Genomic DNA, 15984 nt, shown 5'->3' on the forward strand with positions numbered 1-15984 from the left:
ACATTAGCTCCATTCGTTCTCCAAATTGCTGATTTAGATTACTTCCATCAGCAAATGGAGAATGAAACATGAAAAAGATCCTCAATAACCAACTCGGCACGAAGTTCGCCTTCGTGCTGTTTTTGTTTGTCTTACTGCAAATCCCGCTTTCAATGGTCACAGGGCTGATCTCAGAACGCTCATATCGCCAAGATGAAGTCAGAAACGACATCGCACGCAGCAGCAGCGGCGAACAGCGCATCATTGGCCCATTCATCATGGTTAACTACACCGAAACCAGTTACCGAGATGACAAAGTACAGATTAAAGAGCGTCGTAAATTCCTCCTACCTAGCACTTTTGATATGAGCGCAAATCTGGACAGTTTTGAAAAGTACCGAGGTATTTACCGTGCGCGTTTATACAAAGCACAAGTGGCACTGAAAGGCACTTTTGATGCAGACGATCTCGCGGCGTTGCAGGGGCTTGATATTGAAAACATGAGCCTAGTGGTTGGCATTGAAGACAGCCGTGGATTGATTCGTTTGGATGACATGATTATGGCGAGTGCTGACATCGAAGTCGCACCGGGAACAGGGTTAGATCAGTTACCACAAGGCTTCCACAGTGTTCTAACACCCGCAGACCTAAACGCAAAACAACCTTTGGCATTCGATCTTAACTTCTTGCTACAAGGGATGGGACAGCTTCAAGTCACACCAATTGGCAGTCAAACAACAGTGGAGCTCTCTTCAGCATGGGCGCATCCAAGCTTTATTGGTGATTACTTACCGGTGTCGTCAGAGGTATCTGAAGATGGATTTAACGCGCAATGGGCGAGCAACAACTTCTCAACCAATATCGCGCAGCTGTTCCAAAGCTGTTTGTCATCGAATCACGCTTGTCACGAGCTTGAACAGCGACAAATGGGCGTAGATTTGATTGATCCCGTGGACCATTATTTGAAATCCCACCGAGCTGTGAACTATTCACTGTTGGTTATCACATTAGTATTCGCGAGTTTCTTCTTGCTGGAGCTGTTCCTGGCGCGTCCGGTTCACCCAGTACAATACGGTTTTATTGGTCTGGCTTTAGCGCTTTTCTATCTGTTGCTGATTTCGATGAGTGAACACCTCGGCTTTAACTGGGCGTATGTAGTGTCAGCAGTCGCATCGACGGGGCTTTTAAGTGTGTACGTGAGCGGTATGTTGAGCAACACCAAACACGGCGCGATATTCGGAGCGTGTTTACTTACTCTCTACGGATTACTGTTTGGCTTGCTACAAGCAGAAAGCTACGCATTGGTGATGGGGACATTACTGTGTTTTGCGATTTTGAGCTTCACTATGGTCATTACACGCAACGTCGACTGGTACGCCCGAAATAAGAAAGCAGAAGAAAGTGCAAAGGCGAATCATGAAGACGTTTAAGCGAGCAACTCTCACTGGTCAGCCAAGCGATATGGTGGAAGAGACGTCCGCTATCCACCTGCGATTATCTGCAAAAAATGGACTCAAAAGCTTGGTGTGTTTTATCGCATTGGTCGTTATTGCGCTCTATGTTCGAGACAGCTTTATTCGTCCGACATTTGGTGATGTTCTCGTTGTGGTTTGGCTCTACTACTTTCTTGCAAGCTTGTTCTCCATGCCCGTTAACTGGCTGGTTTCACTGGTGGTGTTGATTGCGTTTGCTGTTGAGTTAGGGCAATTGTTACAGGTTACGGTTTGGCTTGGTATCGAATCTTCATCGCCTCTGGCTGTAATTTTGGGCGCCACATTTGATTGGAAAGATCTGCTGGCTTACTGCATCGGAGGTCTACTGTGTTGGTGGATGGAAAAGAAATGAAAACCGAAATGAAAGCCATTGTGCTGCCAGACCGACTTCGACATTCCAAACGAGGTATTCGTAAGAGGCTCAAAATCAGTTTACTCAAGCGCGTGTACCTTTGGTCACTGACCAATAGAGAACTGCTGTAAACCTCGCCTCTTTATATGAAATACAAAAAGGGAATCTTAACTCACCGGCGCACAGGGTGAGTTAAGATTCCCTTATTATTGACTAAGATATTGAGTTCTTACTTTTAGTTAACTTTCAAATGAAAGTTTCTCGCCGAACGTCTCTTTCCAGTCTTTATCGAACTGCTCAACCGCCGGTTTTACTGCTGGGTGAGTGAACATTTGTGCCGCCACATCGGTTGGCAATGTAATGGCTTCGATGCCCAGTTTCATCACCTCCATCGCTTGTTGAGTGTTCTTGAAGCTGGCTGCCAAAATCTTCGCTGGTAGTTGGTTTTGATCGAGCAACAATTGAAGATCCGCGACCACCTCAACACCGTTGCCGTTCATCGCATCAATGCGGTTTACGTAAGGTGCTAGGTAGTCTGCACCGCACAGTGCTGCAAGGAACCCTTGTTGAGCTGAATAGATAGCGGTGGCAAGAACCTGAATTCCCTCTTTTTTCATTAGCTTAATTGCCGCTAAGCCGGTTTCTGTTGCTGGCACTTTTACCACCATGTCGTAAGGCAATTCATTCAGTTGGCGCGCTTCTGCCAGCATACCTTCGACGGTTGAACTCACGACTTGAGCATGAAAGCGAGGTGTCCCGTCAAGTGCTTCTTGCATACCTGCGAGGGTTTCATTCAGTCCCTGCTTTGACTTCGCCAAAATGCTTGGGTTTGTCGTCACGCCTTTTAGCGGTAGGCACTGGTTAAAGCGTTTTACTTCTGCCACATCAGCAGTATCTAAATAAAGTTCAATCATGGTTTCTACCTTAAACAAAATCTTCGTTTTGATGATGGGATCACTATAGATCTGACAATCGAACGAGATCTTGATTTTGATCAATTGAAATTTCATTTGAAACCATAATAATTTCATTAAATGAAAGTCAAGTGAAACTTGTAAACGCTCAAATGAAGCTTTCAGTTAGAAAACACAAAAGCTGTTCATAAGACTCAACGAGCAAAAGAAACGAATTAGGTACACAGCAGTAGCACAAACCAAGAGGCAAGCAGAGATGTATTTCAATATCCAACGATTCTCTACCCATGATGGCGATGGCATTCGTTCCATTCTTTTTCTTAAAGGATGCAGCTTGTCTTGCCCTTGGTGTCAAAACCCAGAAAGCCGCAGCGAAAAGCATTCACTCTTATTTGATCAGCGAAGTTGTATGGAAGGTTGCCAGCTGTGCGTTTCTGCTTATCAAGCCACAACTCAATCTACAGCGGGTAGTGAAATGATGGGTGATGGTATTCAACGTATCGACAACCAGATCATCATCAATCGCAAAGCCATCAAAGAAGACCAACTGATCGCGCTGCGAGACGTCTGTCCTACGCAAGCACTGACTGTCTGCGGTGAAGAGGCGAAATCAGACATGTTGTTCGACACCTTAATGAAAGACAAACCTTTCTATGACCAAAGCCAAGGTGGCGTGACATTCTCCGGTGGTGAGCCACTCATGCAAGCGGATTTGGTGGCAGAACTCGCACAGCGTCTGCATGACAACCAAGTCTCGACTGCGATTGAATCGTGCATGCATGTGCCGTGGAAGAACGTCGAAAAAGCCGCGCCGCATATCGATTGTTGGTTGGCGGATTTAAAACACACCGATGAAGAAAAGTTTCTTAGCTGGGCGAAAGGTTCACTAAAACGCATCAAAGACAATTTCCGAAAACTGGCACCTATCGCGAAACGCATTGTGATTCGCGTTCCAGTGGTGCCGGGGTTCAATGACACCATCGAAGAGTTGAAAGACATCATCGATTTTGCGGCTTCACTAGAAAGCTGCCAAGAACTTCACTTGCTGCCGTACCACACGCTCGGCATCAATAAATACCGCTTGCTCGATATGCCTTACGAGTGTTCTGACAAGCCATTAAACAAACCAGAACTGCTAGAAAGCGCCATGCAATACGCAAGCGAAAACACCCAACTTAACGTGATTGTAAGAGGTTAACTATGGACCTGAATTACCTTCCTGAGCGTATCAAAGCGCACAAATCGGCACTGGTAAATATCGTAACGCCACCTGTCTGTACCGAGCGTGCAGAGGCATACACTCGTGCTTATCAAGCAAACGAAGACAAACCTGTGATTGTCCAACGTGCGCTAGCACTGCAAGAGCACTTACGCACTCGTACGATTTGGATTAAACACGATGAATTGATCGTCGGTAACCAAGCGAGCAAAGTGCGCGCTGCGCCTATGTTCCCAGAATACACTGTACGTTGGATTGAAGCGGAAATTGATGAGCTAGCCGACCGACCAGGTGCTGGCTTTGCTGTCACCGAAGAAGATAAACAAAGCATCCACAGTATCACGCCGTACTGGCGCGGTAAAACCGTTCAAGACCGTTGTTATGGCTTGTTCACTGATGAGCAGCAAGAAATCTTAGCCAGCACCATCATTAAAGCCGAAGGCAACATGACTTCGGGTGACGCGCACCTTGCGGTGGACAACGAGAAAATCTTGAAGCTAGGCATGAACGGTTTGTTAGAGGATGTTCGTCAGCACCGTGCTAACAATGATGTTTCGACCTTTGAAGGCATGAAGAAAGAGCAGTTCTACAAATCGGTCGAAATCGTACTGCTTGCGATTCAAGATCACATAGTGAGCTACGCTGAATTGGCGTCAAAAATGGCGCTAGAAGAGACACGCCCGCTGCGCAAAGCTGAGTTAGAAAGCATTGCGGCAAACTGTCGTCATGTCGCGAGCCACGCACCAGAAAACTTCTGGCAAGCACTGCAGTTGAGCTATTTCGTTCAGTTGATGCTACAAATCGAATCGAATGGTCACTCGGTTTCTTTCGGTCGTATGGACCAATTCCTAAACGAATTTTATGTTCGCGATATCGAAAACGGCGCGATTGAAAAAGACTTTGCATTAGAGCTGCTGCAAAGCTGCTGGTTGAAGTTACTTGAAGTAAACAAGATTCGCTCTGGTGCGCACTCAAAAGCATCCGCAGGTTCTCCGCTGTATCAAAACGTGTGTATCGGCGGTCAGAAGTTGAATGAAAAGGGTGATCCAGAAGACGCAGTGAATCCACTTTCTTGGGCGATTCTGGAATCTTGTGGTCAGCTGCGTTCGACGCAACCTAACTTGAGTGTTCGTTACCACGAAGGTTTGAACCAAGAGTTCTTAATGGGCTGTATCGAGGTGATTAAGTGCGGCTTCGGTATGCCTGCGTTCAACAACGATGAGATTGTCATTCCTGAATTCATCAAGCTTGGCGTAGAGAAAGAAGACGCTTACAACTACGCATCTATCGGCTGTATCGAGACGGCGGTTCCGGGCAAATGGGGGTACCGTTGTACGGGCATGAGCTTCATTAACTTCGCTCGTATCCTGCTCGCTTCATTGAACGAAGGTGTGGATGCAACAACGGGTAAAGCCTTCTTGCCGCACGATAAGTCATTAGCAAAAGGCAACTTTGAGAACTTTGAGCAAGTGACGGCTTCTTGGGCAGAGCAAATCCGCTACTACACCCGTAAATCGATTGAGATTGATACAGTAGTCGACAGCGTACTTGAACAGCAAGCTCAAGACATCTTCTGTTCAACGCTGGTGGATGACTGTTTGGCTCGCGGTAAAACCGTGAAAGAAGGTGGCGCGAAATACGATTGGGTATCTGGCTTACAAGTCGGTATCGCAAACTTAGGTAATAGCCTAGCAGCTATCAAGCACCTTGTTTTCGATGATGCGCAAATCACTCAGCCCCTTATCTCACAACAACAGCTAGCAAAAGCATTGGCAGAAGATTTCGACGGCATGGAGAACGAGCAGCTTCGCCAACGTCTTATCAACTTTGCACCAAAATACGGTAACGATGATGACGCGGTAGACCAACTGCTCGCAGACGCGTACCAAGTGTACATTGATGAGCTAGAGCAGTTCGTTAATACGCGTCATGGGCGTGGTCCAATTGGCGGCGGTTACTACGCAGGTACATCAAGTATCTCGGCAAATGTCCCATTCGGTGCTTCAACCATGGCAACGCCAGACGGTCGTAAAGCGAAAACGCCATTGGCAGAAGGTGCAAGCCCGTCATCTGGCTCAGACCGTTTAGGTCCAACGGCTGTGTACAATTCGGTCGGTAAGATCCAAGCAAATAAGATCCTTGGTGGCGTACTGCTTAATCAGAAGTTAAGCCCGGCAGCGGTTGAGTCTGAAGGGGATAAGCTCAAGCTTTCTATGTTGATTCGTACCTTCTTCAACCACCACAAAGGTTGGCACGTGCAGTATAACATTGTCTCTCGTGAGACCTTGCTAGCTGCGAAGAAGAACCCTGAACAATATCGTGATCTTGTTGTGCGAGTTGCAGGCTACTCGGCCTTCTTCACCGCGCTATCACCAGATGCGCAAGATGACATCATCGCACGTACTGAGCACGAGCTGTAAGTACACTCACTAAGTAAAACAAAAGGCACCGATTGGTGCCTTTGGTTTGAATACTTAATTCGCGAATGACTATACCTGACCGCATTACAGCTTGTGCAAAATGGTCACGCATTTCTTCGTGACGTTGTCGTATTCTTTCGTCATGTAAGCGGTAGTGATCGCGCCCTCTTTCATGATGCAAATGGCATCGAGTAATGAAGCGTTGTCTGATTTGAGATAGCGTTGAATTAGCTCTCTGACTTGCTGCTTATGGTAGCGGCAATACGTTGCGATCTCGCCACTGTCGTCACTGAATTCCGCGGACGTATTGATGAAAAAGCAACCGCGAAACTCACCCAGCTTTTCTTCAGAGCCATGAAACCAGCCGTTGAGTGCTGTAAATAACTGATCGATCACCTCCGCGCACGTTTGTGCTGAAGAAAGCTTTTCCTCCAACCATTCCATAAATACTTGGTGGCGTTGTTCTAATGCGGCGATGATAAGCGCTTCTTTGCTCTCAAAATGGTTATATAGCGTGCGTTTAGCCACGCCGGAAACATTGAGGACTTCATTGATGCCAATAGAGTTGATGCCTTGTTTATAAAACAGTGACAAAGCTGTGTCGATCAATAACTGTTTCTTTTTGTTCATAACTATGTCCTCAAAAAGTTCCATAAACACATATTGACAAAGGTAGACAGATTTGTCTATTTTATTTTGTAGACAATTCGGTCTACTTTGAGGTGTTTATGAATAATTTAATTTTATCGTTGGTTGCCGGGCTTGGCGCTACGTTGGCTATTGGCGTATTGTCCTACGCTGAGGTATCACTGACGGAGGTTGTACTCCTGATGGCACCATTTGGTGCTACCGCAGTACTGGTGTTTGGGGTGCCTAGCAGCCCTCTCGCTCAACCAAAAAACGTGATCATTGGTCACTTCATCACGGCATCTATCGGTATTGCGTTTAGCCAGTATGTTGACGTCACGCCGGTCACGCTCGCGATTGCGACGGGGCTAGGTGTGTCTGCGATGCTGATTACGAAGACCACTCATCCACCTGCGGGGGCAAATCCAATTTTGATCATGGCGTCTGGGCAGGGATGGAGTTTTCTCTTCACGCCTGTCCTGATTGGCGCGGTAGTGATTGTTCTGGTCGGTAAAGGGCTACAGTTGCTCCAAAGTCAGTACTTAAACCCTCGATTGAATGGTCAGAAGACCTAGTCGGATTGTAGTTAGAGCCGCGAAAGGGAGTGATCTCTTTTGCGGTTTTATCTTTTGTCGGTTTGCAAAAACAAAATCTGATTCTCTCTTGGTATTCAGTCGTATACATCAACATGGTAGTTAAATTGGTACAATGCGATGAACAGAATCCACCCTAAGAAACTATTGCACAGTAAATGGACGGCAATTTCACCTAAAAACAAAGAGAAGCATTTTGTCGTGACAGAAATGGAACTAGATGAAGATGGTAACGTTGTGAGATGTGTCATCGAGGCAGTCATGAGTAAACGCGACCGAGAGATGAACTGGCAAGACCTAAAAGACTCTGAGCAATGGATGCAAGGGTGGAAGTGAGTGACGCTTCGTTGTTGGGCGAATCAAGCAGAAACGTGCGTTGCGAGTAGGCAAAAGTGGTGCTATCTGATACGTTGATAATTCGTTCTAACGCCCACTCAAAGGATTAATTATGATTGATTTCGACAATTCCTCTGTATTTAAGCTTAAGCCGATTGACGTTTCTAATGCCAGAGAAGACTTCCTTAAGTTCTTGATTGATGGTGAGACTATTTTCGCTGCTTTTAAAACAGTTCGTGACCAAGTGGTGTTTACGAACAAGCGAGTTATAGCGGCAAATGTGCAAGGGATTACCGGCTCAAAAGTGGATTACACTTCTTTGCCTTACAGTAAGATCAATGCATTTTCTATCGAGACCTCTGGTACTTTTGATTTGGATTGTGAAATCGAGTTCTTCATGAGTGAGGTGGGAAGAGTGCGTTTTGAAATTAAAGGCTCGTTTGATTTGATTTCTTTCAACCGTATGGTTAGTGAGTATGTACTAGGTTAAGGGATTAGAAATGAGAGCTTCGCTGAGAGACAAAATTATAGAGGTCTGTGACAAAAAGATCGCGAGTAAAGGTGAATTGGTTGGTCTCTCATTTTATGCGTTTTTCGCTAATAAAAATGACGACCCAGAGCTGTTGATGGAAGCGGCTACGTGGTGGATTCAGACTCATCAGCTCGACCACTTCGAAAAAGCAGTAAAAGTAAAATCAATGGTCGAGTCGGGGAGCTAAATTAAAAAAAAGAAGTAAAGAAAGCAGACAAATGCTAATAACGTTGCGGACAAAACAGGGTAGATAATGTAAGAGTCCTGCTTGTTGGTTCGTTGAAAACATAGCGAAACAAGTAAGACGTTATAAACAACAAGTAACAAGCTGATCATGGTTCCGCTGTTTAGTGTCATACTTGATAGCTGAGTTAAGAAAAACGCCAATAAAAGGTAATCGAAGACAATGAGCCATAAAAAGGCTTTCTTTAGTAAGTCGCTTTTTCTTTTTTCGGATGATGTTATGTGCATATAGAACTCAACTAAAAAGTCACAGTAACAGAGGCTTTGGTTAGAGAGGTCACCATCAGAGTGGTGACCTTTTAAGATTATAATTCTTGAATTTTTACTTCGCTGGTGGCGGTATCGCCGGAGTAATTGATGACTTCTTGACGAATGACTGGTTGGTTGAATTCAGCCTTCTCTTTTGCTTTTTGCAGTTCGCTTTCTTGGTGGTTGCCAAAAAGGGTCTCAAGCACTTTAGCGGCAGGAGTCGTTAAAACAAACAGCTCAATACGACGGTTTTCGCTAGAATCTGGCTCATCAGGATTAAGCAGCGCTCTATCTGACATACCCGTTACCTGCATTACTCTATCATCCGGCATACCGCCTTCTACTAACGTATTTCTTGCTACGTCTGCTCGAGAGGCTGATAACGCCCAGTTAGATTGACGACCAAAACGCTTTTTAAATGGAATTGCATCTGTGTGTCCGCTGATGATCAGAGGGTTGTTAACACGATGAAATACAGGTGCTAGTGCGAGCAGTAAATCTTCAAAAAAAGGAGTAAGTTCTGCACCACCACGGCTGAACATATGCTGTTTGTAATCATCTTGAAGGACGATACGCAAACCTTGTGGTGTCACCGTGACGTTTACATTTCCCTGCGCATTAATTTGGGCAGTCATTTGCTCAATTACTTTCGCTAGTGCGGCAAGTTGCTCTTGAGTATCGAAGTTACCAGGAATCAAAGAATCAATTTCTGGTCCATCCCCATCACCTTTGAAGTAAGAGCTTACCACATGGTTGGAGTTGTGTTTACTTGGCACAGAAGAATCCTGTGCCAAGTCGATAGGAGAAATACTTTGTGACGTATCAAATGGGTTGCCGTAACTCTTGTCGAATACGCTTGAACTATGCAAGTGGGCAACAATCGCTTTACGCTCTTCTTTGTCTACCACCTGCATAACCCAAAGTACAAGAAACAGCGCCATTAGGGCGATCATGAAGTCAGCAAACGCGACTTTCCACGCGCCGCCATGAGATGACTCATCATGGCTGTATACTTTGGCACGTTTGAACACTACATGCTCTTGTTTTTGCATTATCCCTCCTGTTCAGCTAACCACTTCTCCATTTGGTTGAATGTTGGTTTGATGTCTAGCTGAATATGTTTACGACCAGCGTCAATGGCGAGCAATGTCGGCTTTTTCGCTACGTAGGCAACCAAGGTTGCACGAACGCACTCAAAAGCAGTCATGTTACGTTTTACTCGCTGAGCCATGGCGTTACTTAGTGGATCTAAGCCACAGTAACAACCGAAAATACCAATGAATGTACCAACGAGAGCTGCCGCAACGTGATAACCAATCATAGCGATTGAGCCATCAATAGCTTGCATGGTGATAATGATGCCACCAACTGCTGCAAGAATACCGAAGCCAGGTAGTGCTTCTGCTGTACGCTGTAGTGAGCGTGAAGGTAAAAGCATTTCGTTCTGTATTGCTTCGATTTCTTGCTCTAGCAGTCCCTCTAATTCATGAGGCGACATCTGTCCCATTGCCATTAAACGTAAATTGTCAGTAATGAAAGAAATTAGGCGATGATCTTCTGCGATCGTCGGGTAAGCGAGGAACATAGAGCTTTGCTCCGGAGCCTCAATATGAGAATCCAGAAACTTGTATCCGCGATTTCTCGCTGTCTCTAGCAAGTTGTTGAGTAGTGCCATTAATTCCATGTAGTACTCATGCTCTTCTGTTGGACCTTTAATGGTCGCTGGCACTTGGCGACGCATTTCTTTCAGTACATGAGGCGGATTACCGATGATCAAAGAACCAGCAGCGGCGCCAATAATGATAAGGAATTCGGCTGGCTGCCAGATAGCACCTAAGCTACCACCGGCCCACATATATCCACCGAAGACGCACACCAGGATAGTGAGCACTCCAAAAAACTTTTGCATCTTGTGACTCCTAAGAGGACATTAATTGGTTGAGTTGTTTCAGCGCTTGTTTGTGAAGCTGACATATACGAGGTGGTGTCAGATCCAATACCAGAGCTATTTCGTGTAAGTTGAGTTCATGTTGATAGAACAGAGTCAGGAGCAGTTGATCGCGCTTAGGTAATTTACCCAAAGCACTGTCTAAACTACGACGAATATGTTCATGTTCCATGCCATCGTATTGCCCGCCAATGTAGCTATCACCGCTGCTCTCCATCAGTTGGTCAAGGCTTTGCATCTCGCCTGCGAGAGCGGCATTTTGGCGGTTGTAATAATCTTGCTCATTCGTCCCTAAAGCCTGGATGATTTCGGCATCCGTTGGCATTCGACCTAACGTTCGAGTGAGATCTCGAGTCACGTCGTTGAGCTCGTGGGCTTGTTGACGAGTCTTACGTGAACGCCAATCTAGTCGGCGTAATTCGTCTAAAATAGCTCCCCGAACTCGACAAACGGCGAAAGCAGGAAAGTGAGGATCGTCAACATCGCCATATCGGCGTCCAGCCTCGACTAGAGCGATAAGGCCTATCTGCTGCATATCTTCAATACTACAGTGAGAAGTGGCATGAACGCGCAGCTGGTTAACTACGCGTTTTACCATGACCTGATGACGTTGTAGCAATGCGTTTTCATCAATTGGTCGTGACGGTGTTGTCACTTCCTCTTCTGTGGTGTAAGTGTCTTGTACATTCATGTCTAACATGGTTGTGCTCCGTTATTGCACAACATATTTAGTCAACAAAACATCGTCGATTTCTCGGACGATGTCTGTTTTAGCAAAAGCGAGTAGAAGCGTTTGCTTTACTTCGTCTTGCAGAATATCGATGGCACCCGCTTGCTGTAACTGATCAAACGTTTTGTCGCTAAACAGTTTTAATAGAGAGTTTTGTACCATAGGCATGTATTCATCGATCTCTTTGATACGCTCTGGACGGCGTGTCTCAATTGCCAGTTCTAGCATCACAAAGTGAGTCTGTTTCTTGCCTTTAACGGTCAAAACGACTTTGTCCAAAGGATGGAAGCTAGGACCTTTACTTGTCGGTTGTTCTGTGACCAAAAAAGACAGTGGAGAGTCTTCGATCAGTGAACCAGAGTCAGGTGACTCTTGAGCGTGTTTGTTTAAGTACCAGATTCCGCCCATAATTGTGACGGCCGAAACGAGGGCACTGGTGATGATCATGGCGATAAACAGGGCGATCATTTGTTGTTTGGTCATAACCTTTTTCCTCGAAGATTCACTAAGCTTGAGTGCTTAGCCAGTGTTCTGAATAGTTAGTTGTTGTCGTGGTTTGGAATGCACCAGATTCTCGTGCGGCGAAAATATTGGCGTCTTCTTCGTTTGCATGTGGGTCATTTCGACCTTGGTTTTGATCAGAGCCAACATTGACATCGACATGAACGAAGTTTTGCTCTTGTAACTCAGTACGCAATCGTTCCGAAACTTGCATTAAAGCTTCTCGTGTTGCTGCGGCATTGGCGTTGATGTGGACACTCAATCGGTCACCTTCAACACGTACAAGTAAATCCAATTTCCCTAAGTCTGGTGGGTCTAGGCGGATTTTTGCTTCTTGTACATTTTGTTGAGCTTGGAGCGTCACGCGATCATGTAATACTTGCATCATTTGCTCCCCCCACTTTCCGGCAGTGGTATCAACACGCACCGCTGCCCACTCAGAGCCTTGAGCTTGAACATGACTCGTCGCAACCGGTGAATGTGCAGGTTGTGTTGTAGGAGCTTGTGCTTGAAGTAGTGAGGCGGTTGGTTGCCCTTGAACAGGTTGATTCAAAAGAGTTTGAAACTCAGCACCGGATATAGGCAAACGCGAACTCGATGAAGTCGGCAGACTTTGCTTCACATCTTGTTTTGATGATGTGTTTAACATAGCGTTAGACGAATCTTGGGTAACAGACTTAACTTCGCTCGCAGTCATTAAAGATGACGCTTTTCCTAGTTTCTCAGCCTGCTTCTCTGCCATGGTAATCATACCCTGGGTTAAAGCTTGAGCTTGCGCTGCAAGATCAGTCGATTCTGTTAACCCTGGTGTACTGGTCAAGTTGGCATCCGGATCTGAAGCTGAGCGGTCATCAGTATCAAAACCATGACTTTGTACTTTGTTTGCGTTGTTCAAAGTAGAGGCCGTAAGGTGAAAACTCGGTACCGCTGACGCAGAGTTAAAGTCTTGCTCACCATTCTGCTTGTTCCCTGATTTAAAACCATGAGAAAAGCCGTGTACCGAGTTCGCTTGCTTGATGTGACCCTCATTGTTAGCTGGCGAATTAACTGAGTGCTGAGTTGAAGAAGGTATGATCATTGAGTTAGCTCCATGGTCATTGCTAATTGATAGGCCATAGCGCGTTCTTGATGGTCATTGACCATGTTCATCTCTTTTTTCAACTCGTTGGTCGACTTCTCTAATACTGCGAAGGCATTAGCGTGCACTGTTTTCGCTCGCTGGATTTCAGGTGCAAGCTTAGGATCTTTCAAAAAAGGCTTGTGACTGATCAAAAGCTCTCGCAACTGCAAGTCGTACCGCTTGAGCGCATGCCAATCGGCCGTTTTTGCGGCGAACTGGATGAGCTGAGATAAATGACGGAATCGCTCTGGCGATACTTTATGCTTGTTGTCCAAAATTCATCCAACCTTCACGAATGTTACCCATTACACGCTCAACGTTAACCAAGCGATTTGCATCGTTTTGCACGCTAGCGTAATAAAGTTCGACTTGGCAGAAGTCATACAGCTGGCGTAGGTTTTCCGCAATTTCACCGCCGTTTTCATCATCTAGAGCACTTGTTAGTCCAATCAAGATGTTCATGCATTTGTTGATTCCATTCCCTTTCTCGGCCAAACGATTTGCGGCTAGGTGGCCGCGAATACGTTCAACTTCATCGAGTAGGCCATCGATTAACATGATGACCAATTGGTGTGGATTTGCTGCTGCCGCTTGAGCGTCGAGATCGACTTGTTGGTACGAATCGTAACCAGAATCCATAAGCATGAATATTTCTCCTAAATTTGGAACCAAATGTCTTATTTTTGAGCTTTAAACATGGACATGGTTTGGTTCATTTGGGTCATAATTGAATTCATTTGAGTGAATTGTTTGAGGTAGCGGTTGTACGACATTTCGTACTTACGCTCTAAATTGGTTTGTTTATCTTTGATTCGGTCTAAGCTTGACTGTATTGCGTCTTTACGCGTGCTGAAGGTACCTGATGAGAACTTCAAGAAAGGCTCTACCATTGCGTCAAGAGAATCTAGCAAAGCGTCATCCCCATTAAACAACGCCTCTAAGCCTGCGCTGTTTGTTTGTTGAGCTTCTTTGAACTTTTCTTGATCAACTTTCATTTTACTGTTGCGGTCTAGGCTCACGCCGATTTCGCTTAGGCGCATACCATTGTGTTCACCTCGGATTAACCCCGTTAACTGACTCTCAATAGAACGCAATGTCGAGTCGCTAGCGAGCACGCCGCGTTTCTGATCTTCACCGCCAATTTGGGTGTACTGATCGATAGTCGAAACAAGGGCATTGTAGGTTTCCACAAACTTATCTAGTTGTTCTTTAGTGCCTTCGCTATCAGCTCCAATTTTTAAACCGATTGGCGAATCTCCCGCGGCTTGCGGTTTAGATACGGTAATGTCAACACCGTCGATGACACCTTCAAAAGTATTACTTGCGTTGGTTAGTTTCAGGCCTGAGTCTTTTGCACCTAGCCACATAACCGCATCTTGCGGAGCGTTAATTTGCTTGAGGTTGGTGAAGGCGTCTTCAAACCACGCTTGGCCAGTACCCGATGCAGATACGTTGATCTTATTCTCGACACCAGTCTCAGTGCTCGATAGCATAAAGTGTGTTTGACCATTCGAGCGAACTAGAGTGGCGTTAACGCCAGGGTTATCCGTGTGATTGTTAATCGCGCTTGCTAAATCACTGATCGTTGCAGTGCCGTCACCATTAACATCAACGGAGGACAAGTCTAGAGTCATTGTTTCACCGTTGATGGTGAATTCTAAAGATCCAGTTGTTGGTACTTCTGTCGTTGCCTCAAGGTCTGCCGGCATTCCTGTAGATACTTGATGCGCCGTTGCCACTTTTTCTACAAAAATCTGATAGTTACCCGTTAGCGCTTTAGCATCCGCGTTTGCAGTAAAGTTACCTTCTTGAGAGAGTGTCGCACTGTTTTTGATGATGCTGTTTGTGCTGTTATTCATCTCTTTCATTGCAGTACGAAAATCACGTAGTGCGCTTTCAACTTTATTAAAAGCTGACAGTTGTGACTGGTACACATTAGCTTGCGCTTGGTAACGGTTTTTGAATGGGTTTGTGTCCAATTGTGCGAATTGGGTTGCCATTTTTACTGGGTCTAAAGAACTCATGAGGTGTGCTCCTCTCATCTCTTATTGGCTTGAATACTTTGAATGCTACGCCTTAGTTTAATTATCAGTGGCAAGATACGTGCCGTATATTAAATTCAATTAAAACAAAGGTTTAAAGCTATTTTGTTTTCTTGGGAGGAAGTGGTGTTTCCACCTTGTTTGTTCCGCCTTCCTCCATGGAAAAAGTAATTTCCTTATAAGAAAAGGCGACCTAAACAAAGAAAATATTTAATTGTATTGACGGTTCTAATTAGGAGAGATGTTTTAATTAGACGTTATATTCAGCCTTTACTTCAGCTTGATTCAGATAATTCTTACAGAGTGCATTAATTGCGTTCTGATATTATTTTTGATAGTGCGAAGTGCAAGTGTTCTCACTAAAAATTAAATTTTTTACGTTTCAAAGAATGTCAGTTATGAATGAATTTGCGTTGCGATTGATGAAATGTGCTCGTGCATATGAAGAGTTCATTAACAAAAAACTATTAAGTAAACAGAGCATCAATTCTGATGAGATAGCTAGTATCTTAAAGGAAGCTAAGTTCAATTTTCCTGAACTTAGAGATAGTAAAATAGGAAGCAAATTAGAGACGATAGAATTAGAACTGTTTAATAAGGTTTTATTTAATATTATGTTGAAATTCGGATTCAGAGTGTCTGAATCTCACAAAGATAATACGAGCTCTATTTATATTCGTAGATAA

Annotated in this window: 21 protein-coding genes; 10 read left to right on the forward strand and 11 right to left on the reverse strand. The window is 45.0% G+C overall.

The window, feature by feature from the left end; translation table 11 throughout:
- Positions 1-68: 68 nt before the first annotated feature.
- The 3 genes from creD to R7Q47_RS01460 are packed head-to-tail and all read left to right on the forward strand — an operon-like array spanning position 69 to position 1955.
- The gene (creD, locus tag R7Q47_RS01450; RefSeq protein ID WP_176311342.1) at positions 69-1409 is read left to right on the forward strand and encodes a cell envelope integrity protein CreD; all 1341 of its coding nucleotides are present in this window, start codon (positions 69-71) and stop codon (positions 1407-1409) included.
- Positions 1396-1824 carry a DUF2809 domain-containing protein gene (locus R7Q47_RS01455; protein WP_017634425.1) on the forward strand — a complete coding sequence of 143 codons (429 nt, stop codon included), beginning with the start codon at positions 1396-1398 and terminating at the stop codon, positions 1822-1824. Before creD ends, R7Q47_RS01455 begins: the two co-directional genes overlap by 14 nt.
- Positions 1821-1955, forward strand: coding sequence for a hypothetical protein (locus tag R7Q47_RS01460; protein ID WP_255201262.1), 135 nt, complete (start codon positions 1821-1823; stop codon positions 1953-1955). Before R7Q47_RS01455 ends, R7Q47_RS01460 begins: the two co-directional genes overlap by 4 nt.
- Before the next feature lie 108 nt (positions 1956-2063).
- On the opposite strand, the gene R7Q47_RS01465 is transcribed toward R7Q47_RS01460, so the two are convergent.
- Entirely contained in the window at positions 2064-2738 is a 675-nt protein-coding gene (locus R7Q47_RS01465; RefSeq protein ID WP_248486139.1) for a fructose-6-phosphate aldolase, read from the reverse strand.
- 256 nt (positions 2739-2994) lie between these two features.
- On the opposite strand from R7Q47_RS01465, the gene R7Q47_RS01470 reads away from it, so the two are divergent.
- Together R7Q47_RS01470 and R7Q47_RS01475 are read left to right on the forward strand one after the other, a co-directional pair.
- Positions 2995-3936: a glycyl-radical enzyme activating protein gene (locus tag R7Q47_RS01470; RefSeq protein ID WP_033906693.1), complete on the forward strand. Its 942-nt coding sequence runs from the start codon at positions 2995-2997 to the stop codon at positions 3934-3936.
- Between the two features lie 2 nt (positions 3937-3938).
- Positions 3939-6377: a formate C-acetyltransferase/glycerol dehydratase family glycyl radical enzyme gene (locus R7Q47_RS01475; protein WP_318088563.1), complete on the forward strand. Its 2439-nt coding sequence runs from the start codon at positions 3939-3941 to the stop codon at positions 6375-6377.
- Positions 6378-6461: 84 nt separating this feature from the next.
- On the opposite strand, the gene R7Q47_RS01480 is transcribed toward R7Q47_RS01475, so the two are convergent.
- Complete coding sequence (locus tag R7Q47_RS01480; RefSeq protein WP_054574902.1) at positions 6462-7007, reverse strand: TetR/AcrR family transcriptional regulator; 546 nt, start codon at positions 7005-7007, stop codon at positions 6462-6464.
- Positions 7008-7105: 98 nt separating this feature from the next.
- On the opposite strand from R7Q47_RS01480, the gene R7Q47_RS01485 reads away from it, so the two are divergent.
- The 4 genes from R7Q47_RS01485 to R7Q47_RS01500 all read left to right on the forward strand — a co-directional run bounded on the left by R7Q47_RS01485 (position 7106) and on the right by R7Q47_RS01500 (position 8652).
- Positions 7106-7579 (forward strand): HPP family protein, encoded by a 474-nt coding sequence (locus R7Q47_RS01485; protein ID WP_005374998.1) that lies wholly within the window; start codon positions 7106-7108, stop codon positions 7577-7579.
- A gap of 138 nt (positions 7580-7717) precedes the next feature.
- Complete coding sequence (locus R7Q47_RS01490; RefSeq protein ID WP_005374999.1) at positions 7718-7933, forward strand: TIGR02450 family Trp-rich protein; 216 nt, start codon at positions 7718-7720, stop codon at positions 7931-7933.
- A 112-nt stretch (positions 7934-8045) separates the two neighbouring features.
- Positions 8046-8423, forward strand: a complete 378-nt coding sequence (locus R7Q47_RS01495) for a PH domain-containing protein (protein ID WP_005386881.1) — start codon at positions 8046-8048, stop codon at positions 8421-8423.
- A gap of 10 nt (positions 8424-8433) precedes the next feature.
- On the forward strand, positions 8434-8652 hold the full coding sequence (locus tag R7Q47_RS01500; RefSeq protein ID WP_005375001.1) for a DUF6500 family protein: 219 nt from the start codon (positions 8434-8436) through the stop codon (positions 8650-8652).
- On the opposite strand, the gene R7Q47_RS01505 is transcribed toward R7Q47_RS01500, so the two are convergent.
- From R7Q47_RS01505 to fliD, 9 genes are all read right to left on the reverse strand, one after another.
- Positions 8649-8936, reverse strand: a complete 288-nt coding sequence (locus R7Q47_RS01505) for a hypothetical protein (protein WP_005375002.1) — start codon at positions 8934-8936, stop codon at positions 8649-8651. The genes R7Q47_RS01500 and R7Q47_RS01505 overlap by 4 nt on opposite strands.
- A 77-nt stretch (positions 8937-9013) precedes the next feature.
- Positions 9014-10009 (reverse strand): flagellar motor protein MotB, encoded by a 996-nt coding sequence (locus R7Q47_RS01510; RefSeq protein WP_115386813.1) that lies wholly within the window; start codon positions 10007-10009, stop codon positions 9014-9016.
- Positions 10009-10866 carry a flagellar motor stator protein MotA gene (gene motA / locus R7Q47_RS01515; protein WP_005375006.1) on the reverse strand — a complete coding sequence of 286 codons (858 nt, stop codon included), beginning with the start codon at positions 10864-10866 and terminating at the stop codon, positions 10009-10011. Before motA ends, R7Q47_RS01510 begins: the two co-directional genes overlap by 1 nt.
- Before the next feature lie 10 nt (positions 10867-10876).
- On the reverse strand, positions 10877-11605 hold the full coding sequence (locus R7Q47_RS01520) for a FliA/WhiG family RNA polymerase sigma factor (protein WP_005375008.1): 729 nt from the start codon (positions 11603-11605) through the stop codon (positions 10877-10879).
- Positions 11606-11617: 12 nt separating this feature from the next.
- Complete coding sequence (gene fliL, locus R7Q47_RS01525; protein ID WP_005375011.1) at positions 11618-12118, reverse strand: flagellar basal body-associated protein FliL; 501 nt, start codon at positions 12116-12118, stop codon at positions 11618-11620.
- Positions 12119-12140: 22 nt separating this feature from the next.
- The gene (locus R7Q47_RS01530; RefSeq protein ID WP_213886449.1) at positions 12141-13214 is read right to left on the reverse strand and encodes a flagellar hook-length control protein FliK; all 1074 of its coding nucleotides are present in this window, start codon (positions 13212-13214) and stop codon (positions 12141-12143) included.
- Positions 13211-13531 (reverse strand): hypothetical protein, encoded by a 321-nt coding sequence (locus R7Q47_RS01535; RefSeq protein WP_005375013.1) that lies wholly within the window; start codon positions 13529-13531, stop codon positions 13211-13213. The genes R7Q47_RS01530 and R7Q47_RS01535 overlap by 4 nt, the downstream gene beginning before the upstream one ends.
- On the reverse strand, positions 13515-13901 hold the full coding sequence (gene fliS, locus R7Q47_RS01540) for a flagellar export chaperone FliS (RefSeq protein WP_005375014.1): 387 nt from the start codon (positions 13899-13901) through the stop codon (positions 13515-13517). Before fliS ends, R7Q47_RS01535 begins: the two co-directional genes overlap by 17 nt.
- 32 nt (positions 13902-13933) lie before the next feature.
- Positions 13934-15280, reverse strand: coding sequence for a flagellar filament capping protein FliD (gene fliD, locus R7Q47_RS01545; protein ID WP_248486143.1), 1347 nt, complete (start codon positions 15278-15280; stop codon positions 13934-13936).
- A gap of 416 nt (positions 15281-15696) precedes the next feature.
- On the opposite strand from fliD, the gene R7Q47_RS01550 reads away from it, so the two are divergent.
- Positions 15697-15984, forward strand: a complete 288-nt coding sequence (locus R7Q47_RS01550) for a hypothetical protein (RefSeq protein ID WP_318088564.1) — start codon at positions 15697-15699, stop codon at positions 15982-15984.

The organism is Vibrio sp. Vb0349, from assembly GCF_033338975.1.